12 protein-coding genes and 1 pseudogene are annotated in these 18,375 nt (G+C 65.0%); 5 read left to right on the forward strand and 8 right to left on the reverse strand.

Annotated features, from left to right (window positions below; genetic code table 11):
- The 4 genes and pseudogenes from IPF36_RS30130 to IPF36_RS30145 form a co-directional block, all read right to left on the reverse strand.
- Positions 1 to 323 (reverse strand): annotated as a pseudogene (locus IPF36_RS30130) (ABC transporter substrate-binding protein); the annotation flags it as partial.
- Between the two features lie 73 nt (positions 324 to 396).
- Positions 397 to 1,686 carry an FAD-binding oxidoreductase gene (locus IPF36_RS30135; RefSeq protein WP_133092902.1) on the reverse strand — a complete coding sequence of 430 codons (1,290 nt, stop codon included), beginning with the start codon at positions 1,684 to 1,686 and terminating at the stop codon, positions 397 to 399.
- Positions 1,687 to 1,717: 31 nt separating this feature from the next.
- On the reverse strand, positions 1,718 to 2,383 hold the full coding sequence (locus tag IPF36_RS30140) for a haloacid dehalogenase type II (protein WP_133092903.1): 666 nt from the start codon (positions 2,381 to 2,383) through the stop codon (positions 1,718 to 1,720).
- 231 nt (positions 2,384 to 2,614) lie between these two features.
- The gene (locus tag IPF36_RS30145; RefSeq protein ID WP_195431850.1) at positions 2,615 to 4,096 is read right to left on the reverse strand and encodes an aldehyde dehydrogenase family protein; all 1,482 of its coding nucleotides are present in this window, start codon (positions 4,094 to 4,096) and stop codon (positions 2,615 to 2,617) included.
- A 505-nt stretch (positions 4,097 to 4,601) separates the two neighbouring features.
- On the opposite strand from IPF36_RS30145, the gene IPF36_RS30150 reads away from it, so the two are divergent.
- The 3 genes from IPF36_RS30150 to IPF36_RS30160 are packed head-to-tail and all read left to right on the forward strand — an operon-like array spanning position 4,602 to position 7,536.
- Positions 4,602 to 4,976: a (2Fe-2S)-binding protein gene (locus IPF36_RS30150; protein ID WP_133092905.1), complete on the forward strand. Its 375-nt coding sequence runs from the start codon at positions 4,602 to 4,604 to the stop codon at positions 4,974 to 4,976.
- Positions 4,973 to 6,373 carry an NAD(P)/FAD-dependent oxidoreductase gene (locus tag IPF36_RS30155; RefSeq protein WP_133092906.1) on the forward strand — a complete coding sequence of 467 codons (1,401 nt, stop codon included), beginning with the start codon at positions 4,973 to 4,975 and terminating at the stop codon, positions 6,371 to 6,373. Before IPF36_RS30150 ends, IPF36_RS30155 begins: the two co-directional genes overlap by 4 nt.
- The gene (locus IPF36_RS30160) at positions 6,370 to 7,536 is read left to right on the forward strand and encodes an FAD-binding oxidoreductase (RefSeq protein ID WP_133092907.1); all 1,167 of its coding nucleotides are present in this window, start codon (positions 6,370 to 6,372) and stop codon (positions 7,534 to 7,536) included. The genes IPF36_RS30155 and IPF36_RS30160 overlap by 4 nt, the downstream gene beginning before the upstream one ends.
- Before the next feature lie 108 nt (positions 7,537 to 7,644).
- Here the strand turns inward: IPF36_RS30160 and IPF36_RS30165 are convergent, their stop codons facing one another.
- The 3 genes from IPF36_RS30165 to IPF36_RS30175 all read right to left on the reverse strand — a co-directional run bounded on the left by IPF36_RS30165 (position 7,645) and on the right by IPF36_RS30175 (position 10,759).
- Complete coding sequence (locus IPF36_RS30165; protein WP_195431851.1) at positions 7,645 to 9,066, reverse strand: aspartate ammonia-lyase; 1,422 nt, start codon at positions 9,064 to 9,066, stop codon at positions 7,645 to 7,647.
- A 123-nt stretch (positions 9,067 to 9,189) separates the two neighbouring features.
- Positions 9,190 to 9,543 carry a cupin domain-containing protein gene (locus IPF36_RS30170; RefSeq protein WP_133092909.1) on the reverse strand — a complete coding sequence of 118 codons (354 nt, stop codon included), beginning with the start codon at positions 9,541 to 9,543 and terminating at the stop codon, positions 9,190 to 9,192.
- Between the two features lie 34 nt (positions 9,544 to 9,577).
- Positions 9,578 to 10,759 carry an amidohydrolase gene (locus IPF36_RS30175; protein ID WP_133092910.1) on the reverse strand — a complete coding sequence of 394 codons (1,182 nt, stop codon included), beginning with the start codon at positions 10,757 to 10,759 and terminating at the stop codon, positions 9,578 to 9,580.
- A 383-nt stretch (positions 10,760 to 11,142) separates the two neighbouring features.
- Here IPF36_RS30175 and IPF36_RS30180 point away from each other — a divergent pair, with 383 nt between their 5' ends.
- Positions 11,143 to 13,266 (forward strand): TonB-dependent siderophore receptor, encoded by a 2,124-nt coding sequence (locus IPF36_RS30180; RefSeq protein WP_195431853.1) that lies wholly within the window; start codon positions 11,143 to 11,145, stop codon positions 13,264 to 13,266.
- A 215-nt stretch (positions 13,267 to 13,481) separates the two neighbouring features.
- Complete coding sequence (locus IPF36_RS30185; protein ID WP_133092912.1) at positions 13,482 to 14,591, forward strand: tartrate dehydrogenase; 1,110 nt, start codon at positions 13,482 to 13,484, stop codon at positions 14,589 to 14,591.
- 17 nt (positions 14,592 to 14,608) lie between these two features.
- Here IPF36_RS30185 and IPF36_RS30190 read toward each other — a convergent pair whose 3' ends face one another.
- Entirely contained in the window at positions 14,609 to 18,022 is a 3,414-nt protein-coding gene (locus tag IPF36_RS30190) for an adenylate/guanylate cyclase domain-containing protein (RefSeq protein ID WP_195431855.1), read from the reverse strand.
- Positions 18,023 to 18,375 lie beyond the last annotated feature (353 nt).

The following is an 18,375-nucleotide window of genomic DNA, read 5'->3' on the forward strand; positions in this document are numbered from 1 at the left end:
CTTCGGTCCAGCGAAGTCAGTCCGTTGTACACCATGTTGCAGCGCACATAGTCGTTCTGATTCGATTGCTTCGCCGGATCGAGCGTATCGGAGGCGGCTGCCGTGCCCACCGCCACGCGGATGCGCCCGCCGCGCTTGGGGGTCTGCGCATGCGCGTCGAGCGCCGCGCCGGCCAGGCCGCCGGCCAGCGTGGCCTGCATGCCCCCCGCCAGCAGCATCTTCAGGACATCGCGCCGGGTGGCGCCGCCTTTGAGCGCTTCCATCATGCAAAGGCTTTCACCGGGACCGACAAAGTTTTCCAACTGGTTACGGCTATCGCTCATGGTTGTACTCCTGTGTATCGATTAGGAAAGGCATGCAAGTCGCGTTGTTGAATACAGGATCGGTTGGTATGGCTTAAGCCAGCCGATCCTTGAGCTGGTAGTACAGGCCAACGGCGGGCAAGAACCATGGCGCGCCGAAGTGTCCGGGAATGGCGGGCCATTCGCGCTCGCGCCATGGGTTGGCGGCTGCGTCGCCGGCCATCACAGCAGCCATGCGCTCACCCATGTAGACGGACATTTGAGTGCCGTGGCCGCTGTAACCCATCGAATAGAAGAGACCGTCACGCTCGCCGGCATGTGGCAGGCGGTCCTGGGTCATGTCAACCAGCCCGCCCCAGCAATAGTCCAGCCGGACATCGGCCAGCTGAGGAAAGATTTCGGCGAGGCCGGCACGCAGGATTTCGCCGCTGGCGGCGTCCTGCTGCGGACTGGAAACTGCAAAGCGCGCCCTGCCGCCGAAGACCAGCCGCTGGTCGGGGGTGAGACGGAAATAATGGTGGATGTTTGCCACCGTGACGTAGGTGCGGCGCTTGGCCAGCAGTGCAGTGGCGCGCTCTGCCCCCAGCGGCTCCGTGGTCACGATAAAGCTGCCGATCGGCACGATGCGCCGGCGCAGCCAGCCAAAGCTGCCATAGCCGCCATGGCGCGTCGCGCCGGTGGCAAGCAGCACCTGCCGGGCCAGCACGGTGCCGCGCGTGGTGTGCAGGCGGTGTACCTGGCCATGCATGCGCTCAACGCGCTGTACACACGTGCCGGTATGAATCTGTGCGCCATGGCGCTGCGCGGCCACGGCCAGGCCTTGGGCAAAGCGGCCCATATGCATCTGGCCGCTGCGTTTGTAGAGCAGGCCGCCGTGGAAGCGTTCGCTCTGGACCTCGGCACGCACGCGGTGCGCGTCGAGTATTTCCACATCGGTATCCACGCCATCGGCGATAAGCCTGTCCGCGCTGCGGCGCAGCGCATCCATCTGATGCGCACGGGTCGCGAGCTTGAGCTTGCCGTTGCGCTCGAAGTCGCAAGCGATGCCCTCGTCGCGGATGATGCGCGCCACCGTGTCGACCGCATCGTCGTAGGCGTGGTACCAGTCACGGGCCCGCTGCGCGCCAACCCTGGCAGCAACGTCGGCGTAATCCACCGCAAGGCCATTGTTGACATGTCCGCCGTTGCGCCCGGAAGCCTCCGGCGCAACGGTGGACCCCGCCTCAAGCACCACGACGCTCGCGCCCCGCCTGGCCAGCGCCAGCGCTGCCGACAGCCCGGTGAAGCCGCCGCCGACGATGGCGACATCGACCTGGGGCGGCAGATCGTACGCATTCAGAGCCAGCGGAGGCACTGAATCTTTCCAATAGGAATCGAGCTTCATAGTGATGTACGGGAGGGTCCGCTGAGGGTTTTCAGAGACCAACGACGGCAGGCAGGCCACCGATGTCCTGGATCTCGGTGTAGCGGTAAGCCGCGTTGCCCGGGCCGTGGCCGCGATTCACGAACACCTTGTTCACGATGCCGAGGTCATCGGCCGACATCAGGTCGTAGCGCAGGCTCGACGACACGTGCAGCACGTCTTCAGGATTGCAGCCCAGCGAGTCCAGCATGTACTCGAAGGCCTTCAGCCGCGGCTTGTAGGCCTGCGCCTGCTGCGCTGTGTAGACGCGGTGGAACGGCGCGCCCAGCTTCGCCACGTTCTTCTGGATCTGGTCGTCCGAGGCGTTCGACAGGATCACCAGCGGAATCTCCTTGGCCACCTTGGCCAGGCCCGCCGGTACATCTTCGTGCGGGCCCCAGGTCGGCACCGCGTCGTAGTACGACTGGCCATCGCTGTCCAGGTACTGGATCTTCCACTTCTTGCACAGGCGGCGCACGGCGTTCTTCAGCACCACTTCATACGGCTGCCAGTCGCCCAGCACCTCGTCGAAGCGATAGGCGCTGAAGTCGGCGATGAATTGCTCCATTTGCTCAGGGGCAATCCGATCGGCGAACAGCTCGCGCGTCATCTCGCCCATGCGGAATCGCGTGAGCGTGCCATAGCAGTCAAAAGTCACGTACTTGGGTCGGAAGGTCATGTTTTCTGATCCTCAGGGGTTACCGGTCCTCGACCGGGGTGGAACTGCGCGTTGACCGCCGCAGATGACAGCGTGATTGCGGGGGATTAGAGCATGCGAGCTCTTTACGGTTATTGGGAAATTCAGCCGCGTCACGCGGCGAAAATGCGGTTATTTAAGTTGCGACGGCAGGTCGTGCGGCCTGCACCGCGGCTGTGCGTCCACAGGCCCCTGTCCTGCCGGCATGCATGGCTACCGCGGCTCGGAAAAATCGATCAGCACGCTCTTGAAGCGCAGGTTCGCCTCGACCGCCTGCCGGCCAAGATCCTTGCCGATGCCCGACTGGTGGTAGCCTCCGGTCGGAATCACAAAGTCGGCGCTGCGCCCATAACGGTTGATCCATACCGTGCCGGCCGAGATGCCGCGCATCGCCCGTAACGCCCGCCCGATGTCCGCCGTATGCACGCCCGCGGCGAGGCCGTAGTTCGCGTGCCCGGCCAGCTCCAGGCCTTCTTCTTCATCGCCGAAGGTCTGCACGGTCAGCACGGGGCCGAATATCTCCTCCTGCACGGCAGCGTTGTCTGCGGCCACACCGGAGATCAGCGTGGGCTGGAAGTACGCGCCGCCCGGGCCACCGTCGAACAGGCCGCCGCCGCAGCGCAATTCCGCGCCGGTCTGCCTGGACCGCTCGACGATGTCCAGGATGCGCGACGCCTGCCCTGCCGAGATGATGGGTGCCAGCGTGGTTGCGTCGTCCCAGGTCGCACCCGGGCGCAGGGCTGCGAAGCGCGCCACGATGCGCTCGACCAGCGCCTTGGCGACGCCCCGCTGCACAATCAGGCGCGAACCGGCGACGCACACTTGCCCGGCATTTCCGGTAATGGCCCCGGCGATAATGCCGGCCAGCCGGTCCAGGTCGGGTGCATCGTCGAATACCAGTTGCGGGCTTTTTCCGCCCAACTCCAAGGTCACGGGCTTGGGCCCATGCACCGCGCAAGCAGCCATGATCGACGCCCCGGTGCGCGTCGATCCCGTGAAGGTCATTTTGGCAACCAGCGGGTGGCGCGTGAGCGCATCGCCGGTGGTTTGTCCGTCGCCCTGGACCACGTTGAACATGCCCGGCGGCACACCAGCTTCGATAGCGAGTTCCGCCAGCCTCACCGCCGAGAACGGCGTCAGTTCCGACGGCTTCAGCACGACCGCATTGCCTGCGGCAAGTGCTGCGCCAACCTTCCACGACACCATCACCAGCGGGAAATTCCACGGCGTAATGGCGCCAACGACCCCGTACGGCTCGGCCACCACCATGCCCAGATGGTCGGGCCGGGTGGCGGCTACGTCTCCACCAAGCTTGTCCGCGTATTCGGCAAAGAAGCGCAGGCCCTCGGCCGTGAATGGCACGTCCCAGGCACCGGCATCGCGGACCGGCCGTGTCGAGCACACCGCTTCGAGAGGCGCAAGTCCCCGCACGTCGGCTTCGATCAGGTCCGCCCAGCGGCGCAGCACGCGGGCCCGCTCGCGCGGTGCACGGCGCGCCCAGTCACTGGTGCGCCACGCCCGCCACGCGTCTTGCACCGCGGCATCGACCGTGGCAGCATCGGCCAGCGGCAGCTCGGCATGCACCCGGTTGTCGGAGGGTCGGCGCACCGGGATCCGGCCTGCGTCGGTCACTAGGCGGCCACCGATGAAATGGCCCGCGGGCACAGGGATCGTCTGGGGATCGAATACTTGCACGGGATGTAGGGCGCCTGGGGTTGGCACCGTGGTTGATTCATGGCTTCCATGCTAGACGCGAAGCCTCAGAATTTGTCCCTGTTGCGGTCTGCGCCACCGCATCGAATTTCAAAGCTGCCCCCCCACGCGAACGAATCTTCCAATCCCCGGAGAAACCCTGAGGCGCGGCCCGGCACGACGACATGGAAAACAAGCCTGATATGGCGCTCCAGCCGCATCGATCGATGCGAGGCGGCTCACAACCGTCCAATCCAACACCGAACAATCTGCTGTCATGGCGGAGATAACAGCAGCGTCATTCGTGCGTTCCGCAAATGCAGCACCATGCCATGCGACTGCAGCCCTAAGCTTGTGAAAGCTTCCCGCCGTTTTCGCCACGCACGCATGGAAGCCTGCCGTCATGCAGCAATGATGATTGACCGACGACGCGCTGTCCCGGTCCGACGTCCGCGCGGCAACGACATGACAGCCGCCGCGCCATAACCGCCGTTACCGGATCAACGCCATGCCCGACACCTCCCATTCTCCGCCGCCTCGCTTTATGCGCCTGGCAGAGTCCGATCGCCCCACTATCACCCTGCGCATCGACGGCCACAGCGCCACCGCGCTGGCCGGCGACACCTTGCTGGTCGCGTTGCTGATGAACGGCCGGCGCGTGCGCGACAGCGAGTTCGGCGACGGCCCGCGCGCCGGCTTCTGCCTGATGGGCGCCTGCCAGGACTGCTGGGTCTGGACGCCCGCCGGCCAGCGCCTGCGCGCCTGCTCCACCCCGGCCGAGGCCGGCATGGAGGTGCTGACCCGGCCGCCCGCACAGCACTGGCCGGCCACGCCCGACCTGCAGGAATCGCTCGCCCGCCACCGCCAGGGAGCCGCCGCATGAGCGCCCTGTCCGCATCGCCACGCATCGTCGTGGTCGGAACCGGCCCCGCCGGCGTGCGCGCGGCCCAGGCGCTGGTCCAGGCCGGACTGCGCCCCACGGTGGTCGACGAGGGCCGCCGCGACGGCGGCCAGATCTATCGCCGCCAGCCCGAGGGCTTCAAGCGCTCCTACGCCAAGCTCTATGGCAGCGAGGCCCACAAGGCCCAGGCCCTGCACCGCGACTTCGACGCGTTGCGCGACCGCATCGACTATCGCCCCGACACGCTCGCGTGGAACCTGACCGAAGGCGAGCTGCACGTCGTGCGCGACGGCGAACCGAAGACCTTGCCCTTCGATGCGCTGCTGGTGTGCGCCGGCGCGACCGATCGCCTCATGCCGGTGCCCGGCTGGCACCGCGCCGGCTGCTACAGCCTCGGCGCCTCGCAGATCGCGCTCAAGGCGCAGGCGTGCGCCATCGGCTCGCAAGTCGTCTTCCTCGGCAGCGGGCCGCTGCTTTACCTGGTGGCCAACCAGTACGTGCAGGCCGGCGCGCGCGTGGCCGCGGTGCTCGACACCGCGCCCGCCACCAGGTCGTGGGCCGCCATCGCCGGGCTGCTGGCGCGTCCGCGCCTGGCCCTGCGCGGCCTCGGCCTGATCCGCGCCCTGCGCGCAGCCGGCGTGCCGGTGCTGCAGGGCGTGACGCCGCTGGCCATCGACGGCGATGACAGCCTTGGCGTGCAGGGCGTCACCGCGCGCGATGCGAGTGGGCGCGAGCAGCGCTTTGCCTGCGACGCCGTCGGCCTGGGCTGGCATCTGCGTGCCGAGACGCAGCTGGCCGACCTCGCGCGCTGCGAGTTCGCCTTCGAGCCCGTGAGCCGCCAGTGGCTGCCGCGCATCGACCAGGACGGGCGCAGCAGCACCCGCGGCGTCTACCTCGCCGGCGATGGCGCCCGCATCCTCGGTGCCGATGGCGCCGAAGCCGCGGGCCGGCTCGCCGCGCTGGCGGCGCTGGCCGACCTCGGCCACGCGCGCGGGCGCGAGCTGTACACCGCCGAGTCCGCCGCCCTGCGCCGCACACTCGGCAAGATGGACCGCTTCCGCCAGGGGCTGGCGCGCGCCTTCCCGTGGCCGCACGCGCAGGCCGCCGCTCTGCCCGATGACACAGTGGTGTGCCGCTGCGAGGCCGTGACGGTGGGCGAGCTGCGCCGCTGCGTGACCGAGCTCGACAGCCAGGAACTGAACCGCGCCAAGGCCTTCAGCCGTGTCGGCATGGGCCGCTGCCAGGGCCGCTTCTGCGGCCATGCCGCGGCCGAGATCGTGGCGCAGCGCTGCGCCATCCCGGTCGAACAAGTCGGTCGCCTGCGCTCGCAGGCACCGGTCAAGCCATTGATGATGAATACCAGCGAGGTGAAGGCATGAGCAGCACGGCAACCCAGAACCAGGACGCCGATGTGCTGATCCTCGGCGGCGGCCTGATGGGCACCACCACCGCCTTCTTCCTGCGCCAGCGCGGCCTCTCGGTGATCCTGCTCGAGCGCGAGCTGGTCGGCCGCCAGGCCAGCGGCACCAACTTCGGCAATGTGCGCCGCCAGGGCCGCGCGCTGCACCAGATGCCGCTGGCCAACCGCGCGCGCGCCGTCTGGGGCCGCGTCAGGGAACTGCTGGGCGAGGATCTCGAGTTCGTCCCATACGGCCATCTGCGCGTGTGTTACACCGAACAGCAGGCCGCCGTGCTCGAGCAGCATGCGCACGACGTGAAGCCGCTCGGCCTTGACCTGCAGCTCTACACCGCCGGGCAGCTGCGCCAGCGCTGGGGCATCTTTGCGCCCGCCATCGTGGCGGGCTCGTATTCGCCGCAGGATGGCCATGCCAACCCGCGCCTGGCCGGCCCCGCTTTCGCGCGCGCCGCCCGCCGGGCCGGCGCGCACATCGTCGAGCATGCCGAGGTGATGCAGGTCGAGCGCAACCCCGATGGCTTCGTTGCCCACACCGCCGACGGCCGGCGCTTTCGCGCGCCGCAGCTGCTGGTGGCGTGCGGCGCCTGGTCCAACCGCATCGCCGCGCAGTTCGGCGAAGCCGTGCCGATGGAAGCACGGGGCCCGCAAATGGGCGTGACCGAGCCGCTGCCCTATGCGATCGGCCCCTCCATCGGCATCTCGTCGCCGATCGAATACGAGGGCCTGTACTTCCGCCAGATCTCGCGCGGCAATATCGTCTTCGGCGGCGGGCTCAAGGGACCGGCGCATATCGACCGCATTCGCGCTTACGTCAGGCCCGACAACGTGCTGCGACAGCTCCGCGAGCTGCGCCGCTTCGTGCCGGCCTTCGAGCACGTGCAGCTGATCCGCGTCTGGAGCGGCATCGAAGGCTACACCTCCGACTGGCAGCCGGTGATGGGGCCCAGCGCCACGGTGCCCGGACTGCACTACGCCTTCGGCTTCAACGGCGAGGGCTTCGCCATCGGCCCTGGTGTGGGCGAGACCATGGCCGAGCTCATCGCCACCGGCCAGACCTCGATCCCGCTCGAACCTTATGCCGTCGGACGCTTTGCCAGCGCTGAGGCCCTCCAGGTCAGCGGCTGACCGAGCCTACGTTCCATAAGCTGCGGCAGCATGCTGTGCCGCAGCTGATACGCCCGATCGGAATGCGTCGTGGCGGAGCCGGCGAATCGCGGCTCCGCATGGCTTTGCTTAGCTCGTCAATGCGCTACGGGGCGCCACCATATTCTCCGGCCGTAGAATCTCCGCCAGAAGCGCATTGCTCACGAGCTGTTCCGACTGAACCAGCTCTACCACGGTTCGACCGGTTTCCTGCGCGAGGCGCGCGATTCGCGTAGCGTTCTCATATCCGATATACGGATTCAGCGCTGTCACAATACCGATCGAACGCTGGACCAGCGCGGAGCATTGCTCGGGGTTGGCGGTAATCCCTTCGATGCATTCATGGTCCAGCATGCGCACGGCGCGCGACAATAGCCGAATGGAGTCGTAGAGCTTGTAGGCGATGAGCGGCTCCATCGCGTTGAGCTGCAATTGACCCGCTTCGGCCGCCAGGGTCAGCGCGGCATCGTTGCCGGCGATCTCATAAGCGACCTGGTTCATCGCTTCCGGAATGACCGGGTTGACTTTGCCCGGCATGATCGAGCTGCCGGGCTGGCGCGCAGGCAGATTGATTTCCGCGATGCCGGTCCGCGGGCCGCTTGAAAGCAGGCGCAGGTCATTGCTGATCTTCGACAGACGGAGTGCCGTCTTCTTGACGAGACCCGATAGCAGCACGAAGTCGCCCATGTCCGAGGTCGCGGCGATCAAGTTGGGCGCGGCGCGAACAGGAAACCCGGACAGCGCAGCCAGCTCTTCGATTGCAATGGCCTGATAGCGCGGGTCCGCATTGATGCCGGTGCCGATCGCCGTACCGCCGAGATTGACGGCGCACAGCGTCGCGGGAATGAGCGTACGCAGTTGCTCAAGGTCGGCCGAGACGGTATCGGCCATGGCCTGGAATTCCTGTCCAAGCGTCATGGGAACTGCGTCCTGGAGTTGGGTACGCCCCATCTTCAGGATGCCGCCAAACTGTTGTGCCTTGTTGGCCAGCGTGGCCGCAAGGTGGCCCAGGTTTTCCAGCAGCGGCAGATGAGCCAGGAGCAGTCCGACCCGAATGGCCGTCGGATATGCATCATTGGTCGATTGCGACAGATTGACATCGTTGTTGGGGTGCAGCCGGCCGTAGCTGCCCTTCTGCTCGCCCAGGTGCTCCAACGCGCGGTTCGCCAGCACCTCATTGGCGTTCATGTTCGTGGAGGTTCCGGCACCGCCCTGGATCATGTCAACGACGAAGGCATCGTGGAACGCCCCATCCAAGACTTCCGCGCACGCCTTGGCAATGGCGCCGTGCTTGGCGGCGTCCAGCAGGCCGAGCCGATGGTTGGCATTGGCGGCCGCATGCTTGACGATAGCCAACGCCTTGATGAAGTCCGGGTACTCGCCGATGCAACGGCCGGAAAGATGGAAGTTTTCCTTTGCGCGCAGCGTCTGCACGCCGTAGTACAAGGTGTGATCAAGAGCTCGCGTACCCAGTAGATCCTTCTCCTGGCGCGTGGGCGTAGCTGTGGTCATGATGAGGCTTATGTGATGGGTCGAAGGAAAGCGGACAGGACCTGCCGATCCGAGCGGTCAACGGCCTGACAGCCTGAGCAATAGCAGCCTGCGCCGCGCCACCATGGGTAGATTTCGTTTCGTTCAGGCCGACAACACCACGAATACCTTGCGCAGCATTTCCGTCACGTGCCATTCGCCGGTCGTGTTGGCGGGAAAAAAGAGTGTGTCACCTGCACGGATCTGCTGCGCCTCCCCGTCCGTTGGGGTGAACGTGCAAGCGCCGGCGAGGATGTGCATGACCTCGGCGTTCGCAATCTGGCGCTCGAACCGGCCCGGCGTACATTCCCAGAGACCGGCATGGCTCTCGCCGGCGCCCTCGAGGTCGATGTCGATGCCGCTGAGCTCGCAGGGCGGCTGGGTCAGAGGGCGGGCAGGCGTGCCCTGTTGTTGGAAACCTTCGGCGGTCGCCGATTGGCGAATGATAACGATGCTCATGAATGATCCAGTGTCGATAGGGTAGTTAGCCGCGTCAGTCTGGAGCCAGCGAGCGGCGGGCAACTTCGCAGAACCAGCGCACGCCCAGGGGCAGCGCGTCGTCGTTGAAGTCATAGCAAGGGTGGTGCAACGGTCGCTCTCCATCGGGCCCGGGATCGGCACGTCCCTGTCCCAGCCAAAGGTAGGCGCCAGGCTTTTGCTGCAGCATGAAGGCAAAATCCTCGGAAGTGAATGCAGCACGCGGGGCCATGCGCGCCTCCAGCCCGATGGCACGGGCCGCGTCAACGGCCAGTGCCGCTTCCTGCGGGCTGTTCACCGTGGCCGGGTAATAGCGGTCGTAATGCACTTCGACCTCGGTTCCGCTCGCCGTTGCCACGCCATGCGCCATCGCACGCAATGCAGTCTCGATCCGGCTCTGGGCTTCCATATCGAAGCTTCGCACCGTGCCGGTTATCCGCACTTCGGCCGGTAATACGTTGTGGCTGTGCCCGCCTTCGATACGCGTGACGGACAACACGGCGGATTCGGCAGGATCAATGCGACGCGCCACGATCGTGTGCAATTGCGACACGAGCTGGCTTGCGGCCAGGATGGCGTCTGCGGTGTGGTGCGGCTGCGCGGCATGGCCCCCACGCCCGCGCACCACGATATCGAACCGATCCGCCGCCGCCATGATGGCGCCAGGCAAGGTCTGGGCATGGCCGAGCGGCAAGTCCGGCCAGTTGTGCAGGGCATAGACGCTGTCGCAAGGAAATCGCTCGAACAGGCCCTCAGCGATCATGCGGCGGGCGCCCCCCTTGCCTTCCTCTGCCGGCTGGAAGATGAAATGCACCGTGCCATCGATACCGCTGCGCGCAAGCTGACGCGCGGCGCCCACAAGCATGCTGGTATGGCCGTCGTGGCCACAGCCGTGATGCTTGCCGGGCGCGTGGCTGACATAAGCCGGGCGGCCCAGTTCCACCATTGGCAATGCGTCCATATCCGCGCGCAGGCCTACGCTGCGCTTTCCCTTGCCGGCGCGCAGCGTGCCCACCACGCCCGTGCCGCCGATCCCCTCGTGCACCGTGAGACCCAGCATGCGCAATGCCTGCGCCACGATGCCTGCCGTGCGGTGCTCCTCGTAGCCAAGTTCGGGATTGGCGTGCAGGTCCCGGCGCAGCGCAATCAGGTCCGGCAGCAAGTCGGCCACGGGTTCTGCGATCTGGTTCCACCTCATGAGCCGGCCCCCGCTCCATTGGAAGGCTGAATCTGGCGAGGAATGGGATGGTTGGACAGGACTTCAAGATCCCAGAGGTCCATCGGTGCGCTCCGGTGTTACTGAATGCAGAAAGGTAAAAGGTTCAGCAGCGCCACGCGTGCTGCATCGTTGCCAGCTTAAGAGCACTCTCGCCAACGATGGTGCCGATCGCAGCGTGCCGCGCCGCATTGAATTGCGTTTTGCCAGTCCAGGTGAACAGATTGTTCGGCGTCCTGAGCCGGCTTTCCCCGGTAGCACGCAATCCGGCATGCCGCTTGATTCCCGGTCAGAGAGTAGGTGAATGAGAATCTCTATCATCTGCGCGGCTAAATTCCGGCCCTGCAGTTACTCATGCCACGCTCATGCCATCATTTCCGCCACGCGCCAGGCGCATCGCGCGCCATGCCTGTCACGTCAGCCTGTTCCTGTTCCCGCTATCCGATGGGGCGCTTGCCGAAGCGCCGGGGCTTGCGTCGACGGCCGATCTTCCCGAAGTGCGCGTCAGCGCCAATGCAGGCGGCAGCGGGTACGTTGCTGCCGAAGCCGCTGGCGCCACGCGAACTGAAACGCCGCTGCGTGAAATCCCGCAGTCAGTGCGCGTGGTTACCTCCGAGCTCATTGACGACCTGCGCGCGACACGGCTTTCGGACACCGTCGACTATGTCAGCGGAATCGCGCGCCTCAATGACTTTGGCGGGACCTGGGACAACTATGCCATCCGCGGCTTCAGCAGCACGGAGATGGGATATCTGGTCAACGGTTTTCCCGGCTCGCGTGGATACAACCCCATGCGCGACGCCGCCACGGTCGAGCGCTTTGAATTCCTGAAAGGCCCGGCCGCGGCGCTTTACGGCAGCAGTGAACCGGGCGGCTCCATCAATATCGTCACTAAGAAGCCAAGGTTCGCGCCCGCGACCTCGGCGGAACTGAGTGCCGGGACGCTCGGGTTCCGGCGCGCCACCGCCGATACCACCGGCCCCCTGAGCAAGACGCTGGCCTATCGCTTCAACATCATGGCCGAGGACAGCGCCAGCCGCAGCTCCCTGATCGACGGCCACAAGTACCTCGTGGCGCCTGCATTGGCATGGGCGCCGGACGACCGCACCCTGCTGCAATACGAAGGAGAGTTCCTGCGGTTGCGTACGCCGCTCGACCGTGGCCTCGTCAATGTGAACGGACAAATCACGCTTCCCCGCGACCGCTACCTGCAGGAGCCCAGCGACCCCAACCTTCATCTTTCCAGCGACACGCACCAGCTGACATTCGAGCGGCAGCTTTCTGCGGCCTGGCGCACGCGGATCGGGGCGAGCTACAAGGAATCGGGCTTCGAGGGATACGCCGCGGAGTTTGGCAGTCTGCTCGCCGATGGCCGTACGCTCACGCGTCGCAACAGCCTGCGGACATTGCCCTCCCGCGACACGTCTGCCCGCGCAGAGGTGGAGGGCAACTTCCATATGGCTGGCCTGGGCCACCGCATGCTTCTCGGCATCGAAGCCTCCCGCCTGTTCATGGGCATGGATATCGCCCACTCCAGCCTCGCGGCCAACGCGTATGCGATCGACATCTATGAGCCGGTGTACGGGCAAGCGAAGCCGGCGGTCTCGCCAGGCATATCGACGCGCGAAAACCAGCGCAACCTGGGCGTCTATCTGCAGGACGAGGTGTCGATCGACGAGCGTTGGAAGCTGCTTGCCGGCGTCAGGTTCGATAACTACCACCAGTCAGTGGACAACCTCCTTTCCGCGGCAGCGACCCGACAGCGCCAGAGTGCCGTGTCGCCCCGGATCGGGCTGACGTGGCTCCCGACCGCGCAGTTTTCCGCGTACGTGTCCTTCGGAAAATCGTTCCGTCCGAACAGCGGCGTGGATGAGGCCGGCAACGCCTTTGATCCGCAGTACGCCCGCTCGGTGGAGGCAGGGCTGAAGTGGCAGTCCCACGACGAACGGCTAGGGGCAACCCTTGCCCTCTTCGACATCCGCAAGCACAACGTCCTGACGCGCAGCCCCACCAATCCCAACTTCAACATCGCCACGGGCCAGGCCGCGAGCCGCGGGCTGGAGGTCGATGCATTCGGCAACCTGGACGAGCACTGGCGCATCAGCGGCAGTCTTGCACTGGTGAACGCCAGGGTCACCGAGGACAATGCCATCGCGCCCGGCACCCGGCTGGCCAATATCCCGAGGATCAGTGCGAGTCTGCTCGCCATTCGTGAAGATGCCATGCCGAAGTTCGGCGGCCGCTATGGTATCGGCACCGGCATCGTCTACGTCGGCAACCGATCCGGAAATGCCACCGACACGTACTCGCTGCCCGCCTACGCCACCGTGAAGCTTGTCACGTACTGGCAGCTCGATCGCCGCACGCGCCTTTTCCTGGACGTTCACAACGTGTTCGACAAGACCTACTATCCCGCCTCGTGGGGCAACCTCGCCGTAGTGCCGGGACTGGGGCGCCAGTTTGTCGCCGGACTGCGGTACCGGTTCTGACAGCGGGGCAATGTCGTCCATGGGACCACATGCCGGCCGGCATGCAGCCGCCGCCACGCACAGCATGCCGGGCATGGCGATGAATACGGGATTTCCTTCTGCCGCCCACCCGGTATACGCAATGTGCCGTCGAAATCCAACCACTACAATTTCGGTCACTACTCGCGGCCCTGGTAGCGACCATGGCGCTGTTTCGTTACTTCACAGGACTCGTCATGACGACCCAGACATACAATATCGCCGTGATCCCGGGCGATGGCATTGGCAAGGAAGTCATGCCAGAAGGCTTGCGCGTACTCCGTGCCGCCGCAAGCCGCTTTGGCATTGACCTGAACTTCACCCATGTCGAGTGGGCAAGTTGTGATTACTACGCGGCCACCGGAAAGATGCTGCCGGATGACTGGAAAGCGCAACTGGCGGGCATGGATGCCATCTACTTCGGCGCAGTGGGCTGGCCCGATATCGTGCCGGACCATATCTCGTTGTGGGGCTCGCTGCTGAAGTTCCGCCGCGAGTTCGACCAGTACATCAACCTGCGCCCCGCCCGCCTGTTCGAGGGCGTACCGTGCCCACTGGCCGGCAGGAAGCCGGGCGATATCGACACGATCATCGTGCGCGAGAATACCGAGGGCGAATACTCGTCGGTCGGCGGCGTGATGTATGAAGGTACCGAACGCGAAGTCGTCATGCAGCAGTCCGTCTTCTCACGGCATGGGACGGACCGCGCGCTGCGCTTCGCATTCGACCTGGCCCGTCAGCGGCCGCGCAAGCGCGTTACCGTGGCGACCAAGAGCAACGGCATTGCCATCAGCATGCCGTGGTGGGACCGCCGGGCATCCGCCATCGCGGACGAATATCCGGATGTCGGCTGGGAAAAGCAGCACATCGACATCCTGTGCGCCCGCTTCGTGTTGCAGCCGCAGCGCTTCGATGTGGTGGTGGCGTCCAACCTGTTTGGCGATATCCTGTCCGACCTGGGTCCGGCCTGCACCGGTACGCTGGGACTGGCGCCTTCGGCCAACCTGAATCCCGAGCGCACGTTCCCTTCGCTGTTCGAGCCGGTGCATGGCTCGGCCCCCGATATCTATGGCAAGAACATTGCCAACCCCATCGGCATGATCTGGTCAGGCGCCATGATGCTCGACTTCCTCGACACGGACAACGATGCCGGAAGGAAAGCGCACGACGCCATTCTTGCTGCCATCGAGCACGTCCTGATTCACGGCCCTCGCACTGCAGACCTGGGCGGTAATGCCTCCACCACCGAGATGGGTGAAGCCATTGCCAGCGTCGTGGAACGCATCGGCCTGACCGGGCAGGCATAGGGCTCGCGTAGCCGGCCTCAGGACAACTCTTCACGCAATTGTCTTTCCCGATGCCGGTCAGCGGAATCCGTGTCCTCCGTGCAGAGGCCGCTCACGCGCGCCAGCAACAGCCGCGCCGCGTCGTCCTTGCCCTGACGATGCCAAAGCTCGGCAAGGCTTATCGCACATCGAAGCTCGATGGAACTGGCACCCTCCCCACGGGCCAGTTCCATCGCCGTGGTGAAACACGCCTCGGCTTCGCGGTCTGCCTTGGATGACGAAGCACCTCGCGGACCCCTCTTCTGCACCAGGACCTCGCCCTTGAGCCGGAGCAACGCAGGCTCGTCAAAGCGTTCTCCGGTGTGCCCTGCCAGGGCCAGGGCCTCGGCCAGCACACGCAGCGCAGGCTCGTCTTGCGCGGAGCGTCGATACGCATCCGCCAGCAGTCCCAGCAGTGAGGGCCGTCCCAATACCGCGCCGGCGTCCTCCAGATCATCGAAGCCGCGGCGCATCAGGTCAATCCCTGCTTCAGCCTTGCCCGTTGCGGCCAGTGCCCAACCACGCAGTATCGATCCCCAGCTTCGGTACAGCTGGAACCCATGCTCTTCTGATAGTGCGATAGCCGCCTTCGCGCACTCCAGCACACGTTGCGCATCACAACGGCGCTGGTGCAGCTCGGCCGCGAAGATGAGGCTCACGGCCAGGCCGAACGGATCGGCGGCCCGGCGTGCCAGCGCGAGCGCCTCCTCGCTTCGGTTCAGAGCTTGCTGCGGCAGGCCGAGGTACCAGAGCACCCAGCTCAGCGAGCTGCGCATGTGGACCGCCGGGTTCCGCGCGTAGCGCAGCAGGTGGCCATAGGCGTGCTGGTCGGGACGGTGCAGCGCCAGCGCTTGCTCCAGGTATGTACGGGCCATTCGGATATCGCCGCGCCGGAACCGTGTAACGCCCAGCACGCGCTGCGCCTCCGCCCGCTGCTCCGAGTCTCCACTGTCTTCGGCGAGTTGGTGCAGGCCTTCAGCCAGGGATTGTGCCGTCAAGAGCTTGCCGCGCAACAGATAGAAGGACCAGAGCCCCAATTGGGCGGAAAAACGCTGCGGCGTCTCCGCTCCTTGCTCGCACAAAGTCAGCGCCCGCGTGTAGATTGTCTCGACTTCCGGTGCCCCATGGCCCCGTGCCGTGATGCATGCAATGCCGAGGTTCAGCAGCAGGCCCAGTTCGTCACGTGCGCGCTCGGGGTTCTCTGGCAGCGTCTTAAGCAAGTCGAGCGCCGCATTGAGATGGCGCATTGCCTCGCGCTGCGCGGAATGCTGCGCGGCGTGCTGCCCGGCAAGACCGAGGTATTCGATCGCCTTGCGGGTATTGCCACTTCGGCTGTAGTGGTGTGCCAGTTCGCTGCAGTAATCCATCAGGCTGCCGGGGAACAGCGTTTCCAGGGCTTGGGCGGTGCGCTCGTGTAGCGCGCTGCGCCTGTCACTCAGCAGCGAACTGGCGGCAACTTCCTGCGTCAGCGCGTGCTTGAACACATACTCCACCTCCGGAAACGCCGGGCGCTCGTAAATGAAATCTCCGGCCTGAAGATCGGCGAGCATCGCATGGAGAGCACTGTCCGCCAGCGCCGTGACGTGCCGGACCAGGCTCAAGGCAAATTCCTTGCCGATGATAGCGAGCGTCTGCAGCAATTCCTTTTGAGCCGGCGGCAGGCGGTCGATGCGGGCGGCAAGCACGCCTTGCACGGTGGTAGGCATATGCAGTGACACGACACGGTCGTCCAGCCGGAAGTTACCCCGTTCTCCGTGCAGGACGTTCTCCTCGATGAGGGTTGTGACGACCTCCTCCATGAAGAAGGGATTGCCTTCGGTCTTCAACTGGATTTCGCGCTTCAGTGGCTCGAGCGAAGGATGGTCACCCAACATCGCGCTAAGGAAGCCTTGCGCATCGGCCTGGCCCAGGGGCTCCAGCTTCAGCTTGACGTGGCATTGCATGCCCCCGTCATGCGCGTATTCGGGGCGGTAATTGACGAGCAGCAGCATGCTTGCCCGGGGCACATGATCAGCCAGGATACCGAGAAAGGCCTCTGATTCACTGTCGAGCCATTGAAGATCATCGAACAGCACCATCAGCGGCTGGATCTCGCTCTCGCGCACAAGCAGCCGTACCAGCGCATCGAAAGTTCGTTGGCGCCGTACCGAAGCCTCCATCATCGGAAGCGTCGACGCCGGATCCTTGATACCAAGCAGATAGAGCAGATAGGGAAGAACGTCGTCCGGGGCACAGGCGATCGCGATCAGCCTGGCAGTGATCTTCTCGCGAATCTGACGGTCGTCATCCTGGGCGGCAATATCGAAGTACGCCCTGATCAGGTCGATCAATGGCAGATAGGGAAACGCCTTGCCATGCGAGACCGAGAAGGTTTCGAGCACCTTGCAGCCCTGTTGCGCACGCGTCCGGAATTCGTGAAACAGGCGCGACTTGCCGACGCCTGCCTCGCCTGATACGCCAAGGACGCGTCCCTGGCCAAGCCTTGCCGACTCCAGCGCCTCCTGCATGCACTGCAATTCAGCCTGGCGGCCGACAAAACGCGACAACCCGCGATGCGCCGCGACTTGCAGCCGCGTGCGCAACATGCCGGGGCCAACAACTTCGTAAACGGCAAGCGGTTGCTGAATACCCTTTACCGATGCCGTCCCGAGGGTCCGAAACTCAAAGTAGCCCTCCGTCAGCCGATGTGTGGCTTCGCTGACAGTGATCGATGAGGGCATTGCAATGCCTTCCATCCGTGACGCGATATGGATGGTGTGGCCCACCGGATCGTAGTCAGTGCGCAGATCATCCTTCCGGATCGCCCGCACTACCACTTCGCCGGTATGGACGCCAACCCGGATCCGCAGCTGCATGCCCCTCGCTACAGGCGTCTTTTCATTATGACGGCGTATCGCAGCCTGCATCCGGAGTGCTGCGTAGAGCGCTCGAATGGGGTGGTCCTCATGCGCGATGGGCGCACCAAAAAGCGCCAGGATGCCATCGCCAAGCGATTTGGCAACGTATCCCTCATAGTGGTGAACCGCCTCCATCATCATGGCCACGACGGGGTCGATCAATCCGCGGGCATCCTCGGGATCCAGGTCCTGAATCAATGCCGTCGAGCCGGCGATATCCGCAAACAGCGCGGTAATGGTCTTGCGTTCGCCAGCGGTTTGCCCCCTTGCTTCCATCGCCGCCTGTTCGGCGAGAATGCGCTCGGCCAGGTGCGCCGGCGTATAGAAAGCGGGCGCAGCCCCACGGTGCTGACCGGTAGGGCCGTCAGGCAGCAGCACCCCGCAAAGGCCGCAGAATTTCGCCGCGGCCCCCGACTCATGGCCGCATTGCGGGCAGATTCGCGCAAGGCTCTCTCCGCACGCCTCGCAGAAGCGCCCGCCTGCGGGGTTATCGAATCCGCACTTGATGCAGCGCATATCCCCTCTGACCACCTGGCCCGACAACAGTCATTAGAGACCACAGGACAGGCGTCTCGCAAGTTTCCAGAGGCTGATCGGGAGATTGGAAGCTGTGCAGAAAACCACCAAGGGAACTGGGCTGCTGCGCGAGCGGCCTTCGTTCGCGGCATGACATGTTTGCGCCGGTCTCGCAGTGTCGCAAGAGACTCAATATGCCCCTGTCCTCAGGCCCTGCCTTAATGAGCCGCCCGACAAAGTTGGATCTGAACGCTCGACGTAGGAAATATCAGGCGTGCTCGAGATTCAAGTGGAAACTGCCTGGTTCTCTCCGCAAAAAAGCATCTCCTTAGCACTGATACCAATAAACTTAT

Origin of the sequence: Cupriavidus sp. IK-TO18, assembly GCF_015549295.1 — a bacterium.
Taxonomy (GTDB): Bacteria; Pseudomonadota; Gammaproteobacteria; order Burkholderiales; family Burkholderiaceae; genus Cupriavidus; species Cupriavidus oxalaticus_A.

Coding starts and splice junctions, on each gene's coding strand:
- IPF36_RS30135 (WP_133092902.1), bottom strand. CDS start 1,686: ATGAAGCTCGATTCCTATTGGAAAGATTCAGTGCCTCCGCTGGCTCTG.
- IPF36_RS30140 (WP_133092903.1), bottom strand. CDS start 2,383: ATGACCTTCCGACCCAAGTACGTGACTTTTGACTGCTATGGCACGCTC.
- IPF36_RS30150 (WP_133092905.1), top strand. CDS start 4,602: ATGCCCGACACCTCCCATTCTCCGCCGCCTCGCTTTATGCGCCTGGCA.
- IPF36_RS30155 (WP_133092906.1), top strand. CDS start 4,973: ATGAGCGCCCTGTCCGCATCGCCACGCATCGTCGTGGTCGGAACCGGC.
- IPF36_RS30160 (WP_133092907.1), top strand. CDS start 6,370: ATGAGCAGCACGGCAACCCAGAACCAGGACGCCGATGTGCTGATCCTC.
- IPF36_RS30165 (WP_195431851.1), bottom strand. CDS start 9,066: ATGACCACAGCTACGCCCACGCGCCAGGAGAAGGATCTACTGGGTACG.
- IPF36_RS30170 (WP_133092909.1), bottom strand. CDS start 9,543: ATGAGCATCGTTATCATTCGCCAATCGGCGACCGCCGAAGGTTTCCAA.
- IPF36_RS30175 (WP_133092910.1), bottom strand. CDS start 10,759: ATGAGGTGGAACCAGATCGCAGAACCCGTGGCCGACTTGCTGCCGGAC.
- IPF36_RS30180 (WP_195431853.1), top strand. CDS start 11,143: ATGCCATCATTTCCGCCACGCGCCAGGCGCATCGCGCGCCATGCCTGT.
- IPF36_RS30185 (WP_133092912.1), top strand. CDS start 13,482: ATGACGACCCAGACATACAATATCGCCGTGATCCCGGGCGATGGCATT.
- IPF36_RS30190 (WP_195431855.1), bottom strand. CDS start 18,022: ATGCGCTGCATCAAGTGCGGATTCGATAACCCCGCAGGCGGGCGCTTC.